A 22712-nucleotide genomic window follows, 5' to 3' on the forward strand; every position below is an offset into this window, starting at 1 on the left:
CGGGTGCCGGGTCGGTACTCAACCTGCCTTGGGCATGGTCCCGATCCGCGCTGCAAGGTGCGCCACGCGGTCCCAGACTTCGCCCCGGATCACGCCTGAACGGGGCGCGTCCCGAATGGTGGTGAACCAATGATCAGGCGGGTTCTTGCCCCGCGAATTGCCGTCGAACCGCAACCCGCGCAGTACGGCCTCCGCATTCGGGGGCAGGCGGTCTGGAATATCCTGATCGGACAAAACGGCCCAGGCCCCTGACCAGAGCCGCCCGACCGACCACGGATTGTATCCGCCCCCGCCCAGCAACAGGAACCGGGGTGCCAGCGGCGTCAGCGCCGCCAGCGTGTCGAAATGCGCGTTATTAGACAAAGTCAGGCGCGACAGCGGGTCTTCCTCCACTGCGTCGGCCCCGCATTGCAGGACGATGGCATCTGGGCCGAAGGCCTCGACCGCGGGCCGGATCAGGCGGTCGCGGACATGGGCGAATTCGGTATCGTTCGTTGCGCGGGGCAGCGGCAGGTTAAATGTCTGTCCGATGCCCGCATCCATCAGTGCGCCGGTGAAGGGCCAGCGCCTCTCTTCGTGGGTGGAAATCAGCAGAGTGTCCGGGTCGTCGGAAAACGCATGTTCCACGCCGTCCATATGATGCGCGTCGATGTCGATATAGGCAATGCGCCGCACGCCGTTTCGGCGCAACGACAGGATGCCCAGCACAGCGTCATTCAGGTAGCAGAAGCCGTTCGCCCGGTCGGGCATTCCATGGTGCGTCCCGCCGCCGGGGTTGTGGACGCGCCCCCCGTCACGCAGCAGCTCTCCGGCCAGAAGCGAGGCACCGGCACCCGTGGCCGGGCGGCGATACATCTCGGCGAAGACGGGGTTGGAATTGGTGCCGAGGCCGTGTCGATCACGCGTGCCGCTGTCCACTGCCCCGGTCGTTTCTGCGCTTTGCAGCGCCGCAAGGTATTCGGGCGTGTGCCAGACGGTCAGCGCGGCAGGTTTGGCGCGGGGCGACGTGCGGAACTGGGCGGCGGGAAGCCAGCCCATCGCACGGGTCAGATCCAGCACGGTGGAGACGCGGGGTACGCGCAGTGGGTGCCATTTACCGTAGGAGGAGCCGCGATAGATCTCCGATCCGAGCAACAGCGGCGTCATTCCGGCAAAACGGCCTCAATCGCGCGGATCATGCGGGGCGATTGCGGCCGCGTTCCCGCGCCCTCGAAGGCGACCAATGCGCCCGACGAGTCCAGCAGCGCCTTGTTGAAGTTCCAGGTAGGGGCCATGCCCTGGGTATCGGCCAACCAGCGGTAGAACGGGTGCGCGCCGTCGCCGATCACGGGGGTGATCGTCGTTAGCGGGATCGTCAGGCCGTAATTCACTTCGCAGAAGTCGGCGACTTCCGCTTCCGTTCCAAGTTCCTGACGAAAATCGTCCGACGGCACGCCGATGACGGTCAGGCCGGCGTCGCCGTAGGTGTCCTGCAAAGCCTGAAGTCCCGCGTACTGATCGGTAAATCCGCAGAGCGACGCCGTGTTTACAACAAGGACGGCACGACCGCGCAAAGCGTCGAGGTCGATGGTACCGCCTTCGAGGGCGTCGAACTCGAACGCGGCGGCGGGGCAGGTGAGGAAGAGAAGGGCCAGTAATAGTCGCATGGGGAGGAGAGTAGCCGTGACGCCCGCCCGATCAAGGTCACTCGCTTGCGTCGGGTGTAAAAGAACCTAGATTGAGAGGATATTATCAATAGGACTTGCGATGATCCGCTATTCGCTGAAATGCAAGGATGGCCACGGCTTCGAGAGCTGGTTCCAATCCGCCGATGCCTTTGATGCGCTGGTCGCGAAAGGTATGATCAGCTGTGCGATATGTGGTTCGGATGCGGTCGAGAAGGCCCTGATGGCCCCCAAGGTTGACACCAAAAGGCCCCTCACTGCGCCTACGTCAGACGCTGAGACCAAGCTGGCCGCCCTGCGTAAGAAGATCGAGAGCGAAGCGACTTATGTTGGTGGCCGCTTCACCGATGAAGCGCGGAAACTTCATGAGACCAAGGTCGACAAGCCGATCTATGGCGAGGCGAATGCCCAGCAGATCAAGGGCCTTCTGGACGACGGCGTCCCGATTGCCCCTTTGCCGTTCCTGCCGAAATCGAAAGCGAACTGATGCGTACACTCGTTACCGGGGCTTCGCGTGGCATCGGGGCCGCGTTGATGACCGAGGGGCGCGCGCGCGGGCACGTGATGCTTGGCACGGTGCGGTCGGGCGATGGTCTGCTGCTGGATGTCACCGACCCGAAAGCACAGACGCGTGTCGCTGCGCAGGTCGGTGCGCTGGAACTGGTGGTTTGCAATGCGGGCGTTTTCATTGACCGCGGCAAGACCGTGGACACCCTGACCGCGGACGACCTGAACGCGACCTTTGCGGTCAATGTAACAGGCGTGTTCCTGACTGTGCAGGCACAGCTGCGCAACCTGACCGAGGGCGGTCGGATCGCGGTGATCGCGTCGCAGATGGGTTCATCGACCAAGGCGACGGGCGACAGTTTTGCCTATCGCGCGTCCAAGGCGGCGGTGATAAACCTTGGCCTGACGCTCAGCGATGCGTTGCGGGCGCGGGGCGTGGCGGTTGGCATATATCACCCCGGTTGGGTGCAGACCGATATGGGCGGTGATAGCGCCGCCGTAGCGGTCGCGGACTCGGCTCGCGGCCTTTGGGACCGGTTCGAGGCCTTGGACATGACCCGAAGCGGCGCTTTCGAGACCTACGATGGCCAACCCCATCCGTTCTGACATCACGCGCCGCGGACTACTGGGCTCGGCGCTGGCGTTGATCTGGGTCGGCGGCGTGCGGGCGGCGGAGCGTCCCGTGACCGTCTTTGCGGCGGCAAGTCTGAAACCTGCGCTGGATGAGATTGCCAAAGGCTGGGATGTGGCATTGGCTTATGGCGGCAGCGGCTCAATCGCACGCCAGGTGGCGGCGGGTGCGCCGGCGGATATTGTGATCCTGGCGGCGACCGATTGGATGGACTGGCTTGTCGGCCAAGGTGTCCTGTCCGGCACCGCTCGGGTGATCGCGCGCAACCGGCTGGTTCTGGCCGGCGCGCCCGGTGTGGGTCCGGTCGCGTTGACCCGCGACGGTGTGATGCGCGCGCTCGGGACGGGACGACTGGCCATGGGCGACCCGCTGTCGGTGCCCGCCGGACGCTATGCCCGGCACGCATTCGAGACGCTGGGCCTGTGGACTGCACTTTCCAACCGGCTGATCCTTACGGAAGACGTGCGCGCGGCGCTTGCCTACGTCGCGCGGGGCGATGTGGCCCTGGGGGCGGTCTATGCGTCGGATGTGGTCGGCACGGACGTGGAGATTGCGGCGCGGATTCCATCCACGGCGCATGCGCCAATCGTCTATCCGGGGGCTGTAGTTTCGGGGCGACCGGACGCGACGGTTTTTCTTGATCATGTTGCAGGGGCGACCGAGATTCTTGCCGCCCATGGATTCGCCCCATGATCGACCTGCCGCCCGAGGCGTGGGAGGCGCTGATGCTGTCGCTCAGGGTGTCGATTTCGGCGACGATCTTGTCGTTGCCGCTGGCGATCTGGGTTGCGCATCTGCTGGCCCGCGGCCGCTTTGCGGGGCGGGGCCTGCTGGATGCGGCGGTTCATCTGCCGCTGGTGCTGCCGCCGGTTGTCACGGGCTATGCGCTTCTCCTCCTGTTCTCGAGGGCGGGGCCGTTGGGCGGCGTGTTGGAGCCGTTGGGCCTGGGCCTCGCGTTCCGTTGGACCGGTGCGGCGCTGGCCGCCGGGATCATGGCCTTTCCGCTTATGGTCCGCTCGATCCGTCTGGCTTTCGAGGCTGTCGACCCCAAGTTGGAGGAAGCAGCCGCGACGCTCGGGGCGTCCTCTTGGAAGGTGTGGCGCACGGTGACCTTGCCGCTGGCGGCTCCGGGGGTGCTGGCCGGTGTGACGTTGGGTTTTGCCAAGGCGTTTGGCGAATTCGGTGCGACGATTACCTTCGTCGCTTCTATTCCCGGTGAAACGCGGACCTTACCCTCGGCAATATACGCATTCCTTCAGGTGCCGGACGGGGGCGCGGCGCTGCGTGGGCTGGTCCTGATCGCGGTAGCGGTGGCCATAGGCGCGGTGTTGGTGTCGAACTGGCTGGCCCCGCGCATTGCTGCGCGGGTCGCGGGGCGCTGATGCTGGAGCTGTCGATCATGCGAACGGTCGGGACGTTCACACTGGACATGGCGCTGAAGGCCTCGCCAGGGGTGACTGCGGTATTCGGGCCGTCGGGTGCGGGCAAGACAAGCCTTGCGCGATGCGTTGCGGGCTTGGCGCGACCGGACTCTGGTCGCATCGCATTGGACGGTCGTGTCTTGTTCGACGCGCACACCGATGTCGCGGCTCATCGGCGCGGTATCGGGTACGTATTTCAGGAAGCCCGTTTGTTTCCACACATGAGCGTGCGTCAGAACCTGCTGTACGGTGCCGCGCGTGGAACCGATCCTGGGCGGGTCGCGGAGATGCTGGGAATTGTTCCACTTCTCAAGCGCCGCCCGGCCGGTCTTTCTGGAGGGGAGGCCGCGCGTGTCGCGATTGGACGGGCGTTGCTTCGTCAGCCGCGTCTGCTGATTTTGGACGAACCGCTCGCTGCGCTTGATGCGCGCCGTCGGGAGGCAGTGCTGCCTTGGCTGGAGGGGTTGCGCGATGCCGGGGTGCCGATCCTCTACATCTCGCACGCGATCGAGGAAGTGGCGCGGTTGGCCGATATGCTCGTGCTGATCGAGGGCGGTCGCGTTGTCCGCTCCGGTCCGTTGGCCGAGGTGCTGTCCGATCCGGCGGCTGCGGCGCTGATGGGTCCCTCGCAGGCGGGGGCAGTGCTGGACGGGCTGGTCACGGGCCATGCCGACGGGCTGGCAACAGTCGAAACGCCTGTCGGTGCCTTGCAAGTCGCCGGGGTCGGGCCGCACGCAAGGGCCGTCCGCGTCCGCATCCGGGCGGAGGACGTTATGATCGCGACCGAACCGCCGACCGGATTGTCTGCGCTCAATATCCTTCCGATGATGATCGCGAAGGTGCAGGCAGGGCAGGGGCCGGGCGTGATGTTGCGCCTGACATCCGGGGATGGCGCGCTGCTGGCGCGTATCACCCAACGGTCGCTGAAACGGCTGCACCTGAAACCCGGCCAACGGGTCTGGGCGGTCATCAAGACGAGCGGTGTCGCGCGCGCGGATGTGGGGCTGACGGGATCAAGATGACACTTTGAGGCGACCCACGACTGGGCTCAGACAGGGACCATACTAGGCGATCTGGGCCAGCTTGCGGTCGATCAGGGCCTGAAGGCTGCGCCGTTCCTCGGGCGTCAGGAAGGCACCGATCTCGACCTTCCGGGGCCCACCTTCCAGCGTCAGGTAGTCGACAATCCTGTTCACCTTGTCATGGCGTTTGACGCGCACCCAGTAGGAATTCGCTTCCCATGTAAGCAGGGTGCCGTCGGGCTGTTGCCGGGTCAGGCGGGCCGTGTCATTCGTGACAGTGAAGGTTTCGAGGATGTCGCGGTCGCGCCAGGAACGGTTCAACGACCACCAGAGCGCGCCGACAGAGATCATCGCGAAGGGTAGTATCCCCCAGAGGACAACCGTGCCCAACAATGCGAAAAGAGGCAGCATCGCCATGACGAAGGTGCCGCCGATGATCCAGACGAAGCCGTTGCCGGTCAGGCTTTGGTGGGGCCAGAGCTCCACTTGATACAGAAAGGCCCCGGGCGATACCGGGGCCTCCTGTCGGTCTATGGTGACCTTGTAGGGCATCAGTGACCCGGTTGCTTGTCCCACATGTCGCGGGTCGGAAGCTGCTCGAAGGTGTGCTCGGGCGGCGGGTTGGGCAATGTCCACTCCAGCGTGTCTGCATGCTCGCCCCAGTACGCCTTCTCCGTGATCTTCTTGCCGGCGAAGATCGTGTAGAAGACGACGCCGATGAAGAAGAGGAACGAGGCGAAGGACAGGAATGCACCCCAGCTTGACACCGCATTCCAGAGCGCGAAGGCATCCGGATAGTCGATATAGCGGCGCGGCATGCCCTGACGGCCCAGGAAGTGCTGCGGGAAGAACGTTAGGTTCGCACCGATGAAGAACGCCCAGAAGTGCAGCTTGCCGGCCCATTCGGGATACTGGCGACCGCTCATCTTGCCGATCCAGTAGTAGATACCGGCGAAGATACCGAACACCGCCCCCAGCGACATCACGTAATGGAAGTGCGCCACAACGTAATAGGTGTCGTGGTACGCCCGGTCGATGCCCGCCTGCGACAGGACGATGCCGGTGACGCCGCCCACGGTGAACAGGAAAATGAACCCGATTGCGAAAAGCATGGGCGTCTTGAAGGAAATCGAGCCGCCCCACATCGTTGCGATCCACGAGAAAATCTTAACGCCGGTGGGCACCGCGATGATCATCGTCGCGACCATGAAATACGCCTGCTGTGTCAGCGACATGCCCACGGTGTACATGTGGTGCGCCCAGACGACGAAGCCCAGACCACCGATCGCCACCATGGCGTAGACCATCGGCAGGTAACCGAAGATCGGCTTTTTGGAGAAGGTCGAGACGACGTGGCTCACGATGCCGAAGGCAGGCAGGACCACGATGTAGACTTCGGGGTGACCGAAGAACCACAGGATATGCTGGTAAAGCACGGGGTCGCCGCCACCCGCCGGGTCGAAAAACGTCGTTCCGAAGTTACGGTCGGTCAGCAGCATGGTGATCGCGCCGGCCAGCACGGGCAGGGCCAGAAGGATCAGCCATGCGGTCACGAAAATCGACCAAGCAAACAGCGGCACCTTGTGCAGGGTCATCCCCGGTGCGCGCATGTTCAGGAAGGTGGTGATGATGTTGATCGCGCCCAGAATGGACGACGCACCGGATACGTGAACGGCGAAGATCGCGATGTCGGTCGAGTACCCCTGTTCCGTCGTGGACAGCGGCGGATAGAGCACCCAGCCGATGCCGGATCCGGTTTGTCCGTTGCCGCCCGGCACGAAGACCGAAAGGACCGCCAGCGACGTTCCAGCAACGAACAGCCAGAAGGACAGGTTGTTCAGACGCGGAAATGCCATGTCCGGCGCGCCGATATGGAGCGGCATGAAGTAGTTGCCGAAACCACCGAACAGCGCGGGGATAACCACGAAGAACATCATCAGGATGCCGTGGCCGGTGATCAGGACGTTCCAGAGGTGCCCGTTCGGGGTACATTCGCCAGCAGCGGCGGCGGTCATCCGCGCGCCCTCGAGGCACATGTACTGGACGCCGGGGTCCATCAACTCCATCCGCATGTAGACGGTGAAGGCAACCGAGATAAAACCCGCAAGTCCGGAGACGAACAGGTAAAGGATCCCGATATCCTTGTGATTTGTGGACATGAACCAGCGCGTAAAGAAGCCGGGCTTCTCGTGCGTGTCGTGTCCGGCGTGTGCAGCGTCAGCCATGCGGTCGCTCCCCGTGACGTGAAATACGATTCTTCGGCGGGATTAGATTCACCCTACCGTTACTGGGGCGTTCTAGCCATCGTGGCCCGCGACGGCAACGGCACAAGTCGTCGCGCGGACCGGGAAAATTGACGCAGGCCGTGCCGGTCCGCAGCGACAATCAACCCAAACGGCCCGGATTATCCAGAAATCCTGCGTTTTCTTGACTGCTTTCGACACGAAACGGGCGAGGTGCTGCCGTCTCGATCCTTAATCCTTACGAAATGACGAAAACCCCGGAGCCCAATTCATGAGCAGTTTTTCCTACGACATCACAGGTGGAGACGTCACCGTTCGCGTGATCATCACCGAAATGGACGGTGGCTTGACGTTCGACCTCGAAGTCCTTGGAGACAGCGGAACGATTGGCGATCTCAACGCGCTTTATCTTGATATTCTTGACGACGATCTTACCGAAGGTCTGAGCGTTACCGGGACGGATGTCACCGCGTTCGAGTTCGACGCAGACGCCGTCACAAAGGTCGACAATTTCACGACGATCAAGGGAGAGGTTCTCAAGGAATTCGGAGCGTTCGACATGGGCGTCCAGTTCGGTACGCAGGGTATCGGCGATGACGACATCCAGTCGACGAGCTTCTTCTTGTCCCACGAAACCGAAACGCTCGAGATTGAAGATTTCCTGATGCAGGATTCAGCCGTACGCCTGACGTCGGTCGGCGAAATTGACGGGGAGCGCGACGGATCTCTGAAAATCGGCGGTATCGCCGAACCCATTTCTGAGCCTGAGCCGGAAGGTCCGATCTTGGAAGAGCCCCCCATCGAGGAGGAAGGTCCAACCGTCGGTGAAGACATAATTATCGTGGAGGAAATCCCGCTTGAGGACGAATTCGTCTTCTTGTCCGACCCGATCAACGGCGAAGGTCTTGGCGGCGAAATGATCCTCGACGTCTCTGTCGAAGAGGAAATCGGGGCCATGATCGAAGCGGAGCAACCGCTTTACGGCGGTGAGACGATCATCGTCGCGCCGATCGAAGATCCGTCGGGCGAGTGGATCACCACCTGAAACAAATGCCCGCGTCCGGCTGACCGGGCGCGGGCCCTCCCCGTAGCCTGTAAATCAGGGAAAGCGCGCCGCAAACGTTCGTTTCAGCGCCGCATCAAGGTCGTGCAGGGTGACCGGCAGTCCCAGGTCTACAAGCGACGTTATCCCGTGGTCGGTGATCCCGCAGGGGACTATTCCGTCGAAATGACTCAAGTCCGGCTCCACATTGATGGAAATGCCATGGAAACTGATCCATTTGGACAGCCTGATGCCGATCGCCGCGATCTTGTCTTCGCGCATTGATCCATCGGGCAGGGGCGCTTTGTCGGGTCGCTCAATCCAGACGCCCACGCGACCTTCGCGGATGTGCCCGGTCAGTCCGAATTCCGCCAACGCGTCGATCACCCAGGCCTCCAACCCGGCGACGAAGGCGCGCACGTCGCGGCCCCGCGCGCCGACGTTCAGCATGCAATAGGCGACCCGCTGGCCGGGGCCGTGATAGGTGTACTGACCGCCGCGCCGCGCATCGAACACCGGGAACCGTGCCGGATCGGTCAGGTCTGCGGGCTTGGCCGACGTGCCGGCTGTATAAAGCGGCGGATGCTCCAGCAGCCAGATCGCCTCGTTCGCGGTGCCCGCCTGAATGTCTGCGACGCGTGCCTGCATCGCGGCCAAAGCATCAGGATAGGCCACGGGGGCGTCGGAAGTGATCCAGTCGGGTTGCATCGGTCAGCCTTGGGATTCGCGGGTCGGTTGCCAACGTATTTGCGCCTTGCGGAACCCGAGCGCAAATCACCGAAGACTGTGTGTAAAAAGCTCTTCCCTTTCCGACGCGACGCGGCTATCCCGCGCCAACCTGACGGGCGACTGCGGTCGTGGCGGAATTGGTAGACGCGCAGCGTTGAGGTCGCTGTGAGGTAACACTCGTGGGGGTTCGAGTCCCCCCGACCGCACCACGTCCGTCAGGTAAATCAATTATTACGAATAATTTCGGGTCTGGTCCGCAACTTGACCCTCAAGCTGGCGCGCTTTCTGCGGGCTCATCTCTTGCTATAGGCGATCATCTCCCCTTCTCGGACGTACGGCGTTGCCTCTCGCCTGCGCGTAGCGATCTTGCCGGTCTTCGCCAAGCGATTGAGTTTCGCGCGGCTGATCCCGAATACTTCGGTCGCCTCATGCGATCTGGGTTTTTGCGTTTGGAGGGCTTCGCTTCCAAGGCCGAGGTCGATGCTCCAAGGGGCCCAGGGCCGCACGCAGCCAAGACTGAAGGCTCGCATGTTCGTCTGGTGCAGAATGGACGCCGCGAAAGAAAGGGCGGAAAGCGATCGTCTGCTGCGAGCTGCATTCAGGTCCGGTTTGCGGGATGCAGCACCAATTCGCGGCAGGAATACCAATGGCCGGTACCAGCGCATCAGGAATTTGCCTTTCGCCGCAAATGCACCAATGCCTATGAAAGAACATGCAAAGACGATGTCAGCCTGGGTTCGCTCCGAGCGGCAAAAGCGGCCAGCTACCCTCAGCTTCGCAAGAGTTATATTTTCTGGCGATCGTGCCCGGCCGGGAGCTTAAATATCGTGGTATCCGGCGTTTTCCATTGCGCGGGAAAGTGAACGTCGCGCTAAACCTGCTGATCGCGGACGCCTGAGGCATCACCTTCCAAAACCGGTCGCAGAAAGTGTCTATCGTATCGCAGGATGCATCTGGTTCTAACGGCGAAATCATAGGCCGCTTTGCAGTCTGGGTCGGCAGAACTTTCTGTCCGATAGGATTCGTAAGCCGCGAGGGATGTAAATGAAAATGCCGCAAAGGCTAGGTCATTCGGTCCTTCATGTGGCAGGAAGTATCCGTGATGCGAGCCCCCAAATCGTTCTACAAGAGGGATCCACGCACTTGCATAGACCTCGAATTCAGCGACTTTTTCGGGATCAATCTTGTAGGTCACGTGACAGGTTATCATGATGTTTCCGATTGCAATGTATCGCCGAAACCCGTCGCCGTTAATTTGGTACCTTAGGTCCCAATTACCGGAGCTTTGGGAATTCCGCGTGTGCGGGAACCTGCTCCAGATTCGACGCCCATGAAGGTTGCTCAGAGGTGAATATTCTAACCCGTTCGGCGACGATCGCGGGCTCACTTAACGATCCGGCAGGAACGATCATCTTGGTTCCGTCGTCGCTGGACCAAGGAACACCGGACCCGCAGACCCGGCAGAACGACTTGGAAATATCTCGCCCGGGCAATTGGTAATTTACAACATCGTCGGCACCCTTGAGCCAGTCGAACTCTTCGATGCTGACGAACAGGTTAGATGCAAAAGCTGAGCCGGTGATTTGGCGGCACTGATCGCAGCTACACATGAACAGCTTTTCAAAGGTATTTGCGACCTCGAATGAAATTGCTCCGCAAAGGCAGCGCCCCTTGATTTTCGTCATCGTCGTTATCCGATCTTATTTGGCTCAACTAGACTGCTTATCCGTCGCAAATGTTCTTCAGCCTGCGAAATCATTGCGTGGAGCGTGTCTTGCGCGGGTTCGATAGCTCTAATGAGATCAGCGGCTTCCCCGACAATCACCGGGGCGATGTCTGTATCGTCGGCAGTCCGAGCGGCCTCAAAACGCGCTTGCTCCTCGCTGAGAATTTTCGTGAGGCCCTCGGTATCCCCGCTCCATCGCCGGGTAAAGGAGTTTCGCAGCGTTCGGATATTCCAGTCGGCAGGCCAATCAAGACCGCGTGCCATGTCGAATACGGAGCTGCGCTCGGTATCATCACCAGAGCCGTTGATGGCGGTTTGTTTGGCGTTTTCGCTTGCAAGGGACTCGTCGCTGGCAAAGAATCCGGTTCCGCACAAGGCACCTGAAGCTCCGAGTGCCAGTGCCGCAGCCAAACCCCGCCCGTCGGCGATGCCTCCAGCTGCTATCACCGGTATTTCTTTTGCGATATCCACGACTGCTGGAACGAAAGGGAATGTCGCTCTGCTACCGCCATGTCCGCCCGCCTCGGTGCCCTGTGCCACGATGGCATCGACACCAGCTTCCAAAGCTTTGCGCGCTTGGTCCAGTGTCTGAACCTGAACGATTAGTTTGGTCTGTCCGCCCCTGATCTTGGGGAGAAATGGTTGAAAGTCGCCGAACGAGAGCATCAGCACGGCGGGCGCTCGGTCGAGCACCAGGTCCAGCAAGTGCGGCTGACGTGCCAGAGACCACGTGATCAGGCCCACGCCAATACGCGCATTTCCCGCCGCGTCGAATTCGCGGTTGAGCCAATCGGCATCGCCGTAGCCACCACCGATAAGTCCCAGGCCGCCAGCCCGGCTTACAGCGGCGGCAAGTGCGCCGCCGCTGACACCCGCCATTGGTGCCGAAAGAACAGGATGTTCGATGTCAAACAAACCGCAGAGGGGTGTGGTAATGGACATTTCGGTTAACTCGCGGCTTTGCGTCTGTATTGTTCGACCGGCAGGCCACCAACGCCCCAATCCTCAAGCTCGACTTCGTCGATGGTAACGAAGGTCGTCGCAGGGTTCTTGTTCAGAACGCGAACCAGCAAGTCGGTAGCGCCACTGATCAACTCGGCTTTCTGATCAGTGGTTACGCCCTCGCGGGTTATTTTGATGTTTACGTAGGGCATATGAGTTCCTTTCAGCTCTCACGTTCGGTTATCTGGAAGATCTTGGTCATGATCTTCCAAGTGCCATTGGTACGCACAAGGGTCAGGAAGTCGATGAAATCCTTCGTGCCAATCGAACACCGTACGCGGGCAAAGGCAGTATTCTCGCCCGCGAACTCTATGGATTCGATCACGTCGCGCCGGACTTCGCCGCGCGAAGCCGGGGATACGCGTTTCGCCACCACCGGAAGATATTCATCCATCGTGCGATACAAAAGCGGTGTTTCATCCGCCGTTGCATAGATCGCTTTTGGATGAAATGCGTTCCCCAGCCTTTCAATGTCGGCGTGGTAGAGACCATCGAAATAGGTCTCCAACACGTCGGTTACTGCGGCAAATACAGTCATGCAGCCTGCTCCATAAGACCCTCTGCGACCATCGCTTTGATCGAGGCAGGGCGCGCCGCGATACGCGCCACGTAAGCTTGGGTTTTTGGATGCGCGTCAAGGCTCACCCCGACAAAACCAGCCCAGTTGAGCACCACAAAAGCATAGGCGTCCGCGACGGTGAAAGTGTCACCTAGAAGAAAGGCGCGACCGTCTGCGAGGTTTCGTTCAATATGTGCGGCGCGGCGTTGGACACCAGCCTCGGCTTTCTGCCTTGCGTCGCCATCAAGCTCAGTACCCGAAAAGAACGGGCTGAAAGACTTGTGCAGTTCGGACGACACAAAGTTAAGGGCTTCCTGAAGCCGTGTGCGCTCCAGCGTGCCGTTCGGCGGCGCAAGTCCGGCATCGAGGGCCTGATCGGCCAGATACTGTAGCACAGCAGGGTTTTCCGTGATGATGTCACCAGCGTCGGTGACCAGGGCAGGAACATAGCCGTTCGGGCTGATCTTGAGGAAGTCCTGACCCGCCTCGGTCTTCTTGGTGTCGGTATCTGTTTTGTCGAGTTCAAAAGCGACACCGAGTTCGTTGAGGATGATGTGAGATGCCAACGAGCACGCGCCGGGCTTGTAGTGAAGTTTCATGATCGGTCCTTTTCTGAGGTACGTCGTATCGGTTCGAAAGCGATACCGTTCCAGATGGCCCATTAATAATATTGATTTTTCAATTTGATGATCTATATTATAGATCGTGTTGAGCAAGATGAGATGAACTGGGCCATGAAATTTGAACAGTTGATAGTGCTGCACGCCATCGTCACAGAAGGGACCTTTCGAGGCGCAGCCGAGAGACTCAACAAATCCCAATCCGCCGTTAGTCACATGCTCAAAAACCTTGAAACCGAGATCGATATCATTCTGCTTTCGCGTGAAGAGTACAGACCTACCCTAACTCGGGCAGGAGAAGTGTTTTATCGGCAAGCCACACGCGTATTGCAGCAGATGAAAGAGTTGAGCACTGTGGCGAGTAATCTTAACGCCAAGCAGGAGCCAGAGGTATACTTGGCCGTTACGGCCACGTTTCCGTTGAAGCCTGTTCTTGAAATTATCGGCACCATTAGGGATGAATATCCAGCCACCCATATTCGCTTGTCGCGGGAAAGCATGGGGGGGCCGATTGAGCGACTTTTAAGAAATGACGCTGACATAATCATCGCAACTATGGATAGTGTTCCCGTTGAGTTAGTAGAGGCGTTGTATTTTTCACAGGTAACCATTGTACCGGTAGCCCATCCAGACTTCGAACCCGCACGAAGTTCGCACATGAAAACAATCAACGAGATGCAAGGCTATACACAGGTTGTCGTTGCCGATAGCAGTACTGGCGAGTTTGTTCAGAGCCGGGATCTGCTTCCGGGCGGTCTTCGCTGGACGGTATCGGATTTTGCCGCAAAAAAGGAGATATTGTTGGCGAAACTTGGTTGGGGCGGTATTCCCACTCATATGATCGATCGTGAATTGGCTCGAGGTGATTTGGTAGTTCTCAATGTTGAAGGCTATCAAAAACGACAGTCACAACTTTTTCAAATGCGTAAGCGCGACAAGGATGTCGGAATTGTTGCGCAGTCGATCTGGGAGAAGCTCCAAATGTAGAGTCCCATTTCGCCTTTCATTTCAGAAACCCGATTTCTGGAGAGTGGCAGTCGGCTTGCGTTGCAACAGTCCAAGCTCTGCGCAGCGTCACGTTCTATTGGCCTCTGAGCGGTAGTTCGTTGCCTAAAAGCATCGCGGCACTCAGGCATAGGATTTGCCGCCACAGGCGACCATTAGCCGCCGATCACGCGGGATATATTGAGCGACATCTTCACAGCCCTTTGCAAACAGGAGCAAATCCGCAATCGAGTGTTGTCAGTCCATCGGCCAATACCGCGCGGATCAGTCGACGCCCAGTTTTACTTTGACCCTTGATCTTTGACTCCTCAAGACTTGCCTTTCCGCGTCAAGAAAGGTCGGGCCATGTTCACTGACGAGTTCTTTGGAAACGACGATCAACGCGCCGTGTTGCGACGGGGCCGAAGTATGGCGGCCTTGCTGGGTTCAGATAAGCGCTACAGCTACTACGGGCGTACAGTTGGCCTGCCCGAGCCAGAAGACGGCGACATTGATCAGCTGGCCGCCTTGGCCAAGGTTCAGGGTAACGCGGCCTACGGTGCCGTTCCTTTGAACCAGATTGACGCCATTAAGACCGCGTTGCAGTCGCGTGGATTGGTGCCCATGCATTATGACAAGTGGCAGGGTGCACGCTCCGCCATCGAGGCTGCCCGACTGGTTGTCGCGACCCTGTCCCTGCCTGAAGACGTGAAGATGCTTCGCCTGGATGCGTCGACACCCGGCCATATTATGGCGTCTCTGGCCGAGATGGCCTTGGGCTGTGGCGTCCTGCCTCCCTGTGGAGAAGTCTTGCGCGGACTATACCGGCCGGCGGTCTGCTTGGTTGCCTTGGATATCGCGTCAAAGGTCATTTCCTGCGCAGCGTCCTCGGCCTACGCTCACGAGGAACACGTCAGGCATGGCGAACAGGCTTGGTGGGGTATGTTGGCCACAGATCCTGCGCGGCGCGGTCAACGGCTGTCACTGATTCTGGGGGCAAATGCCCTGCTCGAGATGGAAACGCGGTTCGGTTTTGGCGATTTCATGACCGGCGTTGAGCCTGGAAACGCGCCATCAGAGGCCGTCTGCACTCGAATGGGGCTTTCACGGGCAGATGTTGCGATCATCGGCTGCGCCGATCCGCATGCCTTGGCGAGCGGAAGAATGACGAAATAGCGCCTAGGCCTGTCACATAGCCCGCTGATGACGGAACGGCATAACCGCCAGCATTGCGGACGCCGTTGCTAGATACTGGCAGGATCTGCGGTTGGACCCCTGCGGATATTCATGATGATTGCAGCAACTGTCCGCTTTGAGCCCTGAGCCGACACCTGGCTGGTCTTCGGTCAGCGGTTCAAATGCAAAAACCAGAGCCCACATCGATCAATGTCTTTCCAATGGTGCCCAATTGAGCGCACGGTGCGGCAGGAGGATCCCCATGGACATTGGTATGGGTGGCTTGGCGGCCATCGGGAATACGCCGCTTGTGAGGCTCGGAAAAGTCGTTCCCAAGGGTGCCGCAGAAGTTTGGGTAAAACTCGAGGGCGGCAACCCGACAGGCTCTTACAAGGACAGGATGGCTATTTCTGTCCTGTCATCCGCCATCGACCGCGGCGATCTGTCTCCGGGTGACACGGTTGTCGAATTTACTGGAGGAAGTACCGGCACTGCACTGGCATTCGTGTCGGGCGTACTGGGCCTGAAGTTCGTCGCCGTCTTTTCGGACGCCTTTTCAAACTCCAAGCAGCAGGCGATGGAGGCGTTCGGGGCGAAGGTTTTGGTTGAGAAGTGTATCGACGGCAAAATAACGCACGAACTCGCCGAACGCATGAAACAGCGGGCACTGGCCTTGGCTGGGCAACCGTCACACTACTACGCGGATCAATTCGGCTCTCCGGATGTCCGACGAGGTTATGTTCCCATGGGAATGGAGATTTCGCGCGCACTGGACGGCAGACTTGACGTCCTTTGTGCGGCGGTCGGCACGGGCGCAGCCTTAATGGGAACCCTTGACGGATTGCACGGGCAAGGCGTCAGTCCGAAGGTTATCGCCGTCGAACCCGCACAATCACCTCTTCTTACCACGGGAAAATCGGGCGGACACAAGGTCGAGGGTATTTCGGTCTTTCCCGACCCGCCGTTTCTGGACAAATCGGCGCTGAACGACGTGCGAACCGTGGATCAGGACAGGGGCTTTGATATGTGCCGCCGCCTTGCACGGGAAGAAGGTATCTTTGGCGGCGGTTCCACGGGCTTGAATGTTTGCGCCGCATTAGAGATCGCCAGCGAAATCGGGACGGGGTACCGGGTGGTCACTTTTGGCTGTGACAATGGTGTCAAGTATCTGGGCGGCCACATCTACAACTGAGGCTGCTCGCGCATTTTGCTGGCCGGGGTGGCTTGGAATACCAGCGACGGCTTTGTCCCGCATTGCGGACCTTGGTGCGCTCGGCAGCGAACGGCGGATCTGAACCCACTGCAACAGATGCGGCACTCGGCCCGGATGCCCCTTGCCTGCCAGTTCGCAGCAATTGACAGACGTCATGTATCAGCGCTCAGTAGAAAGAATTGCTAGGAGATGACATGTGACCGGGAGCCTCCTGAACGTTTTGCGAACTGAGAAACCAATTTTGTCTGCACCTATGGCTGGGGCGGCGGGGCCCGAATTGGTTGCTGCAGTCTGCAATGCAGGCGGCTACGGCGTCATACCGCTTTGGGGCAGATCCAAAGAGCAAGTGAGCAGCGGCATTGATGGACTAAGAGAACTGACTGACCGGAATTTTGCTGTCAATCTGAACCTGTCGTTCGCCTATCAAGAGCAATTGGAAATGTGCATCGACAAAGCTGTCCATGGGGTTTCGCTTTTTTGGGGAATGGATCCATCGGCCATAAAGCAGGCCAAGGCGGGAGGTCTAATCGTATTGGTCAGCGTCGGAAACGCTCAAGAAACTCGCACAGCGGCCGACGCCGGTGCCGATGTAATTGTAGCCCAAGGATGGGAGGCTGGAGGTCACGTTTGGGGGCAAGTGTCGACCATGGCACTCATTCCGGCGGTTGTCGACGCTGTCGGCATTCCAGTCGTTGCAGCAGGAGGCATTGCCGACGGTCGCGGGATGGCAGCGGCCATGATGCTAGGAGCCTCAGGCGTCTGGATCGGAACACGATTTCTGGCGAGTTCGGAGGCGACGATCCATGAAGTCTACCGGGCTCGCATCCTGCAAGCATCAGAAACAGATACGCAATGGGCCCATGATCTTTATGATGTTGGCTGGCCTGACGCTCCCCATCGTGCGCTCTTCAATACGACATCGAAGGCTTGGGTGGATGCGGGCTGTTCTGCGCCGGGCAAGCGACCGATGGAAAACGAACAGATCGGGCAACGGCCAAGCGGCGATCCAATCGTGCGATATCAAAGCTATACGCCGCTTCCCCAGACGGTCGGTGATGTGGAAGCGATGTCGCTTTGGTCAGGACAAGGTGTGTCGCTGGTGCGCGAAATCATGCCTGCAGCGGATATTGTTGATGAAGTCTACCAAGACGCGAAGAGGCACCTGCAAATGGGTGTCTCAGTCCTCCGATAGAAGTTGAATGGCAAGGAACCCGCAGGGCCGGACTTTCCGGGGAGACCAGATTTTTCCACATAGGCGCTGTCGCGCCGAAAGCACACTTTTTCACAGGGCAGATCTCGATGCAGACCGCAGGGAACGTCCGGTCTCGGCCCATTTCGACCGAAGCTATGCGCGGTGCACTGGGCGCGCTATCCACCGGTCTCGACGGCTGCTGACGACAAGTGGACGGGCATGTCATTGCCCGCGCCTTCGGACCCCTTGATCCGGCCGGCAGGCACGGTCCAAGTGTCACCGGCGATTTCATCCAACCGTGCGTTCCTGACGGAAAGGGTCCGCATTGTTATTGACATGTGCCAAGGTCCACAATTCGCGGCCGCAGATTTCCATGCGCGGGGCCGCTCGTTGGCCGCCGGGGTATCCTGCCAAGGCCTTACCGCATTCGGCACAGGCTTGTGCATCACTTCACCCAAGCTGCCGTTTACCATGCCCGCGACGCCTTGACTGCAGGGAAAGCACCATCAGGCGCGGGGTGCGCAACACGACCCGCGTTCGATCTATATCTCGTGTTGCCGTTGGGTGTTCCGTCCTTCTGATAGGCCGACCCACGTGACGATGTCGAAGCACCCACTTCCCGCCTCCGGCCCTCGCTAAGAGATTGAGGCCGTTGATGTCATGCAGCTTCCATCGGCGGCATTTTTCGTTTGCCATCAGCGGCTCAGGCCGTGCGCGTGCCCAGGCGCCAACCGGGGCGTGTATCCGTCAGCTTGATTTCACCATGCCGTTCGGACCCCAGACGAAGGCAAGCCTGACGCAGGATTTCGATCCCGGCGCTCGCGTCTTTGGGAAGTGCTGCCCCGTCAAGCGGGCGACCAAAGGTCAGGTGGTACGGCTGAACGTCTTTGTTCAGCGTCTCGTGGAACAACGTGATGTCGCGTAACGTTGAGTGGATCGCATCGAACGCATAAAACATTGCCGAATTGCGTGCCCGGATATGAAGCGGAATCACCGGCAGCTGGAACTTCCGCGCGATCATCGCTGCCGAGGCCATCCAGGGCCGTTCGTGCAATCGAAGGCCGCGCCGCTTGGCCAACCGGCCCGAAGGAAAGATCACGCCCATCCGCCCGGCTTCGAGTGCGGCGCGGGTCAGCTGCATCGTTTCGCGCGTCTTGGCGACGGTGCGTTTATCCTCGCGCCATTCCACCGGAACGATAATGTCGGCAAATTGCGGCAGTACGCGCAGGATGTCGCTGTTGGCGTAGTAGAATGCGTCGGACCGGCGGCTAAGCAATTGGTCTTGAAGGATGATCCCATCCGCAATGCCGGTCGGGTGGTTTGTTACGATCAGGGCCGGGCCGTCCGTCGGCACGTTTTCCAGACCGGTCGCCGTCACTCGCCGCGCAATGCGACGTGCCAGATCGGCCATAATCTCGGACACTGGCAAGTCGAGGTAGGTCGTTCCAATCTCGATCGACCGCTCATAGGCCAGCATGCGATCCAGAACGGCGCGAGCCGTGCGGGCCGAAATGGTTGGCTCGAACAGCCACGGCGCACGCTCGGCGATCAAAGGGTCGACACGGTCGCGCATGGCGCATCCCCAGAATTTTGTGCGTCAGAGTTTCAATCCTGACCAATACTTTGGCAATAGCGGTGTCTGGCATGCTTTTCCACATGGATTTGACGCCGGGCGGTATCCGGCCTTTTTCAGCGCCCGCCCGAGACGTCCAAAATAGTGTCGGTGACATAGGAGGCTTGGTCGCTGAGCAGCCATAGAACGGCGCGCGCAACCTCGTCAGCCGTGCCCGCACGCCCCATCGGAACCGTCGGGGCCAGCCTGTCAACGCGGTCCGCCTGACCGCCCTTGCCATGAATCGGCGTGTCGATGATGCCGGGGCGTATGGCAGTGACCCGGATGCCTTCGGCGGCGAGCTCCTGCGCCAGCCCCTTGGAAAACACTTCCAGCCCGCCCTTGGTCGCGGCGTAATCGGCGTATTGGCCGGGACTGCCGAAACGCGTTGCAGCCGAGCTGATGTTCACAATGGCAGCACCACGGACCATGCGCTTCGCGGCCTGTCCTGCCACGAGGATCGGAGAGGTCAGGTTGATCGCGACCATCCGGGCCACGCGGGCGGGCGTGAATTCGGTGACCCGCGCGGCGACATCCACGATGCCAGCGTTGTTCACCAGACCGTCCAGCCGATCATGAGCCCGGTCGAATGCCTCGAACAGGTCGGCCACGCGCTCTGGGTCGGACAGGTCCGCTTGGATCAGCGTGACGCGCGCGCCTTCTTGACGCGCAGCGGCGGCAACTTCCTCGGTCCCGTCACGATTGCGGTTGTAGTGCAGCGCCAAATCGTGATCCCGCGCGGCCAAACGTGCCGTTGCTGCGCCGATCCCCGAGGAAGCTCCGGTAATCAGCAATGTCTTGCGGCTCATGACTTCAGCATTCGCGTAACCATCTCGGACAAGTCGCGGCTCAGGCCTTCGGTGCCTGAGATCCGCTGCAACTGGGCGCGCATCAGGTCTTGGCGATCCGCATCGTAACGCTTCCAGCCGTCGAAGGCGGTCGACATCCGCGCAGTGGTCTGCGGGTTCGATTTATCCAAGTAAAGGAGCCAATCGGCAAGGAATTTATAGCCGCTTCCATCGGGATTGTGAAAGCCCGCCGGATTGCCCGCCGTCAGTCCGGCCATCAGTGAGCGGAAGCGGTTGGGGTTCGATGCGTCGAAATCCGGGTGCCGAGTCAGCGTGTCGGCCAGCGTCACCGCGTCGCGCGGGGCAGCATGGGCGACCTGCGCCATGAACCATTTGTCCATGACAAGACGATCATGTTGCCAGTCGTTCTCGAATTGCTTCGCAACGGTCGTATCGCCCGCCTCCAACAGATTGGCGAAGGCAGCCATCCGGTCGGTCATGTTGTCTGCCGCGTCATATGCGGTGCGTGCTGCCACGCCACCGTCAAGCATTGTCTGCAATCCCAGAAGGCGACCGGCCAAGGCCCGCTTGCCCGCGTCCTCGGCCTTCGGGTCGTAATTGCCGGGCGTGGCCATTGCATCGCGCAGGCCGGGCAGGGCATCACGCAGGCGGGCGGCAATCGCCAGCTGTGCCGCGCGGCGAACGGCATAGATCCGATCGGGATCGGGGACGACGCCGGCACCATACAGCGACTGGGCCAAGTCGTCTTCGGATGGCAACGCGAGCGCAAGGGCGCGGAACGCCGGGTCGGCGAGTTCGTCAGTGGCTAACGCCGCGACCGCGTTCAGCCAGGCATCGTCGAAACCGGCGTCTTTGGTGACCGCACGCATCAAACGGTCCTTGGCCAGCACGCGACCCGCCTCCCACCGGTTGAACGGGTCTGAGTCATGGGCCAGCAACGTCAGGCGGTCGCTTTCGGTCTGCTCGAACTCCAGGATCACCGGGGCCGAGAAGCCGCGCAGGATCGACAGCACCGGCTTGGCGGACATTTCGAACGTCATGCTGCCGGTCTCGGTCGTCAACTCGTGAACCTGTGTTGCCTGCGTTTCGGTCCCGTCCTGCGACAGCAGGCCAAACGCCAGCGGGATGTGCATCGGGCACTTGTCCGTCTGGCCGGGCGTGTCCGGAACGATCTGTTTCAGATCGATGCGGTAAATCCCGTCCTTGAAGGTCTCGGATACCTGCACGCGCGGTGTTCCCGCCTGCGCATACCACAGCTTGAATTGCGACAGGTCGCGGCCCGTTGCAGTCTCGAAGCAGGCGAGCCAATCCTCGATCGTGGCCGCATCGCCGTCGTGGCGCTCGAAGTACAGCGCGCAGCCGGCGTCGTAGCCCTTGGGCCCGACCAGAGTGCGCAGCATCCCGATCAACTCGGCACCTTTTTCATAGATTGTGGCCGTGTAGAAATTGTTGATCTCCACGAAGCTTTCGGGCCGAACGGGGTGGGCCAGCGGTCCCGCGTCTTCGCGGAACTGACGAGCACGCAAATTCAGGACATCGCCGATGCGTTGGGTCGCAAAGCCCCGCTCATCCTGGCTGAACTGCTGGTCGCGGAAGACGGTCAGACCCTCCTTCAGGCAAAGCTGAAACCAGTCGCGGCAGGTGATCCGGTTCCCGGTCCAGTTGTGGAAATACTCGTGCGCCACGATGCTTTCGATGTTTGCGAAATCGGCATCGGTCGCGGTTGCTGGTGAGGCGAGGACGTATTTGGAGTTGAAGATGTTCAGCCCCTTGTTCTCCATCGCGCCCATGTTGAAGTCGTCCACGGCCACGATGTTGAAGACCGACAGGTCATAGGGCCGGCCATAGACTTCCTCGTCCCAAGTCATGGAGCGTTTCAGGCTGTCCATCGCAAAGGCCGTCAACCCTTCGTCACCGGGACGGACCCAGACGTTGAGCGTGACGTCGCGCCCCTCCGAGGTGGTGAACCTGTCCGATGTGGCCAGAAGGTCGCCCGCGACAAGGGCGAAAAGATAGGTCGGTTTTGGCCACGGATCGTGCCACGTCCCGGGGCCCGTTTCGTTCCCGTTCGACAGCCGAACAGGCAGGTCGCCGCCGATTTCCACGTCATAGGTCGCCATGACGTCCGGGCGATCGAGCATATAGGTTATACGACGAAAGCCTTCTGCCTCGCACTGGGTGCAATACATGCCTTTCGACATATAGAGACCGGACAGCGCCTTGTTGTCTTCGGGGGCGATTTCGACTTCGGTTTCCAGCACGAAGCTGTCCGGCGCATCATACAGCGTCAGTGTCGTATCGGTTCGTGAATAGCGGTCTGCGGCCAGGGGCACGCCATCGATCGCGATGGATAGGAGTTTGAGCATTTCGCCATCGAGCACCATATCGCCCGACCCCTTTCGTTTGCAGGTCAGGCGCGCGGACACACGAGTTGCCTGCGGATCCAGGCGAAAAGACAGCGCCACATGGCTCACGGTCACCGGAACCGGCGTATAATCCTTGAGGTAGACGGTCTGGTTCTGTTCGGGTGTTGCGTCGCGCATGTGGGTCTCCTTTCGGC

At 60.2% G+C, this 22712-nt stretch carries 25 protein-coding genes and 1 tRNA gene; 11 read left to right on the forward strand and 15 right to left on the reverse strand.

The window, feature by feature from the left end; translation table 11 throughout:
- Window positions 1–18: 18 nt before the first annotated feature.
- Window positions 19–1146: an acetoin utilization protein AcuC gene (locus BLV27_RS05990; RefSeq protein ID WP_092643907.1), complete on the reverse strand. Its 1128-nt coding sequence runs from the start codon at window positions 1144–1146 to the stop codon at window positions 19–21.
- The gene (locus BLV27_RS05995; RefSeq protein ID WP_092643909.1) at window positions 1143–1646 is read right to left on the reverse strand and encodes a glutathione peroxidase; all 504 of its coding nucleotides are present in this window, start codon (window positions 1644–1646) and stop codon (window positions 1143–1145) included. Before BLV27_RS05995 ends, BLV27_RS05990 begins: the two co-directional genes overlap by 4 nt.
- Before the next feature lie 100 nt (window positions 1647–1746).
- Between BLV27_RS05995 and BLV27_RS06000 the strand changes: the two genes are divergently transcribed.
- From BLV27_RS06000 to modC, 5 genes are read left to right on the forward strand one after another with little or no spacing between them, the layout of a single operon-like run.
- Complete coding sequence (locus tag BLV27_RS06000) at window positions 1747–2151, forward strand: DUF1178 family protein (protein WP_092643911.1); 405 nt, start codon at window positions 1747–1749, stop codon at window positions 2149–2151.
- Entirely contained in the window at window positions 2151–2777 is a 627-nt protein-coding gene (locus tag BLV27_RS06005) for an SDR family NAD(P)-dependent oxidoreductase (RefSeq protein ID WP_092643913.1), read from the forward strand. The genes BLV27_RS06000 and BLV27_RS06005 overlap by 1 nt, the downstream gene beginning before the upstream one ends.
- A complete protein-coding gene (modA, locus tag BLV27_RS06010; RefSeq protein WP_092643915.1) occupies window positions 2755–3495 on the forward strand; it encodes a molybdate ABC transporter substrate-binding protein in 741 nt (246 codons plus the stop codon). The genes BLV27_RS06005 and modA overlap by 23 nt, the downstream gene beginning before the upstream one ends.
- Window positions 3492–4184, forward strand: a complete 693-nt coding sequence (gene modB / locus BLV27_RS06015; RefSeq protein WP_092643917.1) for a molybdate ABC transporter permease subunit — start codon at window positions 3492–3494, stop codon at window positions 4182–4184. The genes modA and modB overlap by 4 nt, the downstream gene beginning before the upstream one ends.
- Entirely contained in the window at window positions 4184–5245 is a 1062-nt protein-coding gene (gene modC, locus BLV27_RS06020; RefSeq protein ID WP_092643919.1) for a molybdenum ABC transporter ATP-binding protein, read from the forward strand. The genes modB and modC overlap by 1 nt, the downstream gene beginning before the upstream one ends.
- 42 nt (window positions 5246–5287) lie before the next feature.
- Here the strand turns inward: modC and BLV27_RS06025 are convergent, their stop codons facing one another.
- Entirely contained in the window at window positions 5288–5797 is a 510-nt protein-coding gene (locus BLV27_RS06025) for a DUF2244 domain-containing protein (protein WP_092643921.1), read from the reverse strand.
- Window positions 5797–7470 (reverse strand): cytochrome c oxidase subunit I, encoded by a 1674-nt coding sequence (locus tag BLV27_RS06030; protein WP_092643923.1) that lies wholly within the window; start codon window positions 7468–7470, stop codon window positions 5797–5799. Before BLV27_RS06030 ends, BLV27_RS06025 begins: the two co-directional genes overlap by 1 nt.
- A 289-nt stretch (window positions 7471–7759) precedes the next feature.
- Here BLV27_RS06030 and BLV27_RS06035 point away from each other — a divergent pair, with 289 nt between their 5' ends.
- Window positions 7760–8533, forward strand: a complete 774-nt coding sequence (locus tag BLV27_RS06035) for a hypothetical protein (RefSeq protein WP_092643925.1) — start codon at window positions 7760–7762, stop codon at window positions 8531–8533.
- Window positions 8534–8587: 54 nt separating this feature from the next.
- Here BLV27_RS06035 and lipB read toward each other — a convergent pair whose 3' ends face one another.
- A complete protein-coding gene (lipB, locus tag BLV27_RS06040) occupies window positions 8588–9238 on the reverse strand; it encodes a lipoyl(octanoyl) transferase LipB (protein WP_092643927.1) in 651 nt (216 codons plus the stop codon).
- Window positions 9239–9381: 143 nt separating this feature from the next.
- Here lipB and BLV27_RS06045 point away from each other — a divergent pair.
- Window positions 9382–9468, forward strand: a tRNA-Leu gene (locus BLV27_RS06045).
- 662 nt (window positions 9469–10130) lie between these two features.
- Here BLV27_RS06045 and BLV27_RS06055 read toward each other — a convergent pair.
- The 6 genes from BLV27_RS06055 to gstA form a co-directional block, all read right to left on the reverse strand.
- Window positions 10131–10469: an NIPSNAP family protein gene (locus BLV27_RS06055; RefSeq protein ID WP_092643931.1), complete on the reverse strand. Its 339-nt coding sequence runs from the start codon at window positions 10467–10469 to the stop codon at window positions 10131–10133.
- A gap of 64 nt (window positions 10470–10533) precedes the next feature.
- Complete coding sequence (locus BLV27_RS06060; protein WP_092643933.1) at window positions 10534–10944, reverse strand: GFA family protein; 411 nt, start codon at window positions 10942–10944, stop codon at window positions 10534–10536.
- Window positions 10945–10949: 5 nt separating this feature from the next.
- Window positions 10950–11927 carry an NAD(P)H-dependent flavin oxidoreductase gene (locus BLV27_RS06065; RefSeq protein ID WP_092643935.1) on the reverse strand — a complete coding sequence of 326 codons (978 nt, stop codon included), beginning with the start codon at window positions 11925–11927 and terminating at the stop codon, window positions 10950–10952.
- Between the two features lie 5 nt (window positions 11928–11932).
- Window positions 11933–12139, reverse strand: a complete 207-nt coding sequence (locus BLV27_RS06070) for a tautomerase family protein (protein ID WP_092643937.1) — start codon at window positions 12137–12139, stop codon at window positions 11933–11935.
- An 11-nt stretch (window positions 12140–12150) separates the two neighbouring features.
- On the reverse strand, window positions 12151–12525 hold the full coding sequence (locus tag BLV27_RS06075; protein ID WP_092643939.1) for a nuclear transport factor 2 family protein: 375 nt from the start codon (window positions 12523–12525) through the stop codon (window positions 12151–12153).
- The gene (gstA, locus tag BLV27_RS06080; protein ID WP_244504565.1) at window positions 12522–13262 is read right to left on the reverse strand and encodes a glutathione transferase GstA; all 741 of its coding nucleotides are present in this window, start codon (window positions 13260–13262) and stop codon (window positions 12522–12524) included. The genes BLV27_RS06075 and gstA overlap by 4 nt, the downstream gene beginning before the upstream one ends.
- Between gstA and BLV27_RS06085 the strand changes: the two genes are divergently transcribed.
- The 4 genes from BLV27_RS06085 (at window position 13233) to BLV27_RS06100 (ending at window position 17731) form a co-directional block, all read left to right on the forward strand.
- Window positions 13233–14153, forward strand: coding sequence for a LysR family transcriptional regulator (locus BLV27_RS06085; RefSeq protein WP_244504566.1), 921 nt, complete (start codon window positions 13233–13235; stop codon window positions 14151–14153). The two genes, gstA and BLV27_RS06085, sit on opposite strands and share 30 nt — an antisense overlap.
- A gap of 363 nt (window positions 14154–14516) precedes the next feature.
- Window positions 14517–15326 (forward strand): hypothetical protein, encoded by an 810-nt coding sequence (locus tag BLV27_RS06090; RefSeq protein WP_092643943.1) that lies wholly within the window; start codon window positions 14517–14519, stop codon window positions 15324–15326.
- Between the two features lie 118 nt (window positions 15327–15444).
- Entirely contained in the window at window positions 15445–16518 is a 1074-nt protein-coding gene (locus BLV27_RS06095; protein ID WP_139176564.1) for a PLP-dependent cysteine synthase family protein, read from the forward strand.
- Window positions 16519–16735: 217 nt separating this feature from the next.
- Window positions 16736–17731, forward strand: coding sequence for an NAD(P)H-dependent flavin oxidoreductase (locus BLV27_RS06100; protein ID WP_139176565.1), 996 nt, complete (start codon window positions 16736–16738; stop codon window positions 17729–17731).
- 176 nt (window positions 17732–17907) lie between these two features.
- Here BLV27_RS06100 and BLV27_RS19300 read toward each other — a convergent pair whose 3' ends face one another.
- From BLV27_RS19300 to pepN, 4 genes are all read right to left on the reverse strand, one after another.
- Window positions 17908–18057, reverse strand: coding sequence for a site-specific integrase (locus tag BLV27_RS19300; protein ID WP_170831365.1), 150 nt, complete (start codon window positions 18055–18057; stop codon window positions 17908–17910).
- A 377-nt stretch (window positions 18058–18434) separates the two neighbouring features.
- Window positions 18435–19304, reverse strand: a complete 870-nt coding sequence (locus BLV27_RS06105; protein WP_092643950.1) for a 1-acyl-sn-glycerol-3-phosphate acyltransferase — start codon at window positions 19302–19304, stop codon at window positions 18435–18437.
- Window positions 19305–19420: 116 nt separating this feature from the next.
- The gene (locus BLV27_RS06110; protein WP_092643953.1) at window positions 19421–20152 is read right to left on the reverse strand and encodes an SDR family oxidoreductase; all 732 of its coding nucleotides are present in this window, start codon (window positions 20150–20152) and stop codon (window positions 19421–19423) included.
- Entirely contained in the window at window positions 20149–22695 is a 2547-nt protein-coding gene (gene pepN / locus BLV27_RS06115; protein ID WP_092643955.1) for an aminopeptidase N, read from the reverse strand. The genes BLV27_RS06110 and pepN overlap by 4 nt, the downstream gene beginning before the upstream one ends.
- Window positions 22696–22712 lie beyond the last annotated feature (17 nt).

Source organism: Jannaschia faecimaris (assembly GCF_900107415.1).
Lineage (GTDB): Bacteria > Pseudomonadota > Alphaproteobacteria > Rhodobacterales > Rhodobacteraceae > Jannaschia > Jannaschia faecimaris.

Excerpts from the sequence above, each read along its gene's own strand:
- BLV27_RS19300 (WP_170831365.1), bottom strand. The coding sequence starts at position 18,057 with ATGCGGACCCTTTCCGTCAGGAACGCACGGTTGGATGAAATCGCCGGT.
- BLV27_RS06070 (WP_092643937.1), bottom strand. The coding sequence starts at position 12,139 with ATGCCCTACGTAAACATCAAAATAACCCGCGAGGGCGTAACCACTGAT.
- BLV27_RS06090 (WP_092643943.1), top strand. The coding sequence starts at position 14,517 with ATGTTCACTGACGAGTTCTTTGGAAACGACGATCAACGCGCCGTGTTG.
- BLV27_RS06085 (WP_244504566.1), top strand. The coding sequence starts at position 13,233 with ATGATCTATATTATAGATCGTGTTGAGCAAGATGAGATGAACTGGGCC.
- BLV27_RS06055 (WP_092643931.1), bottom strand. The coding sequence starts at position 10,469 with ATGATAACCTGTCACGTGACCTACAAGATTGATCCCGAAAAAGTCGCT.
- BLV27_RS06105 (WP_092643950.1), bottom strand. The coding sequence starts at position 19,304 with ATGCGCGACCGTGTCGACCCTTTGATCGCCGAGCGTGCGCCGTGGCTG.
- BLV27_RS06075 (WP_092643939.1), bottom strand. The coding sequence starts at position 12,525 with ATGACTGTATTTGCCGCAGTAACCGACGTGTTGGAGACCTATTTCGAT.
- BLV27_RS06025 (WP_092643921.1), bottom strand. The coding sequence starts at position 5,797 with ATGCCCTACAAGGTCACCATAGACCGACAGGAGGCCCCGGTATCGCCC.
- BLV27_RS06065 (WP_092643935.1), bottom strand. The coding sequence starts at position 11,927 with ATGTCCATTACCACACCCCTCTGCGGTTTGTTTGACATCGAACATCCT.
- BLV27_RS06030 (WP_092643923.1), bottom strand. The coding sequence starts at position 7,470 with ATGGCTGACGCTGCACACGCCGGACACGACACGCACGAGAAGCCCGGC.
- BLV27_RS06035 (WP_092643925.1), top strand. The coding sequence starts at position 7,760 with ATGAGCAGTTTTTCCTACGACATCACAGGTGGAGACGTCACCGTTCGC.
- modB (WP_092643917.1), top strand. The coding sequence starts at position 3,492 with ATGATCGACCTGCCGCCCGAGGCGTGGGAGGCGCTGATGCTGTCGCTC.
- modC (WP_092643919.1), top strand. The coding sequence starts at position 4,184 with ATGCTGGAGCTGTCGATCATGCGAACGGTCGGGACGTTCACACTGGAC.
- BLV27_RS05995 (WP_092643909.1), bottom strand. The coding sequence starts at position 1,646 with ATGCGACTATTACTGGCCCTTCTCTTCCTCACCTGCCCCGCCGCCGCG.
- modA (WP_092643915.1), top strand. The coding sequence starts at position 2,755 with ATGGCCAACCCCATCCGTTCTGACATCACGCGCCGCGGACTACTGGGC.
- BLV27_RS06005 (WP_092643913.1), top strand. The coding sequence starts at position 2,151 with ATGCGTACACTCGTTACCGGGGCTTCGCGTGGCATCGGGGCCGCGTTG.
- BLV27_RS05990 (WP_092643907.1), bottom strand. The coding sequence starts at position 1,146 with ATGACGCCGCTGTTGCTCGGATCGGAGATCTATCGCGGCTCCTCCTAC.
- BLV27_RS06000 (WP_092643911.1), top strand. The coding sequence starts at position 1,747 with ATGATCCGCTATTCGCTGAAATGCAAGGATGGCCACGGCTTCGAGAGC.
- lipB (WP_092643927.1), bottom strand. The coding sequence starts at position 9,238 with ATGCAACCCGACTGGATCACTTCCGACGCCCCCGTGGCCTATCCTGAT.
- BLV27_RS06060 (WP_092643933.1), bottom strand. The coding sequence starts at position 10,944 with ATGACGAAAATCAAGGGGCGCTGCCTTTGCGGAGCAATTTCATTCGAG.
- pepN (WP_092643955.1), bottom strand. The coding sequence starts at position 22,695 with ATGCGCGACGCAACACCCGAACAGAACCAGACCGTCTACCTCAAGGAT.
- BLV27_RS06110 (WP_092643953.1), bottom strand. The coding sequence starts at position 20,152 with ATGAGCCGCAAGACATTGCTGATTACCGGAGCTTCCTCGGGGATCGGC.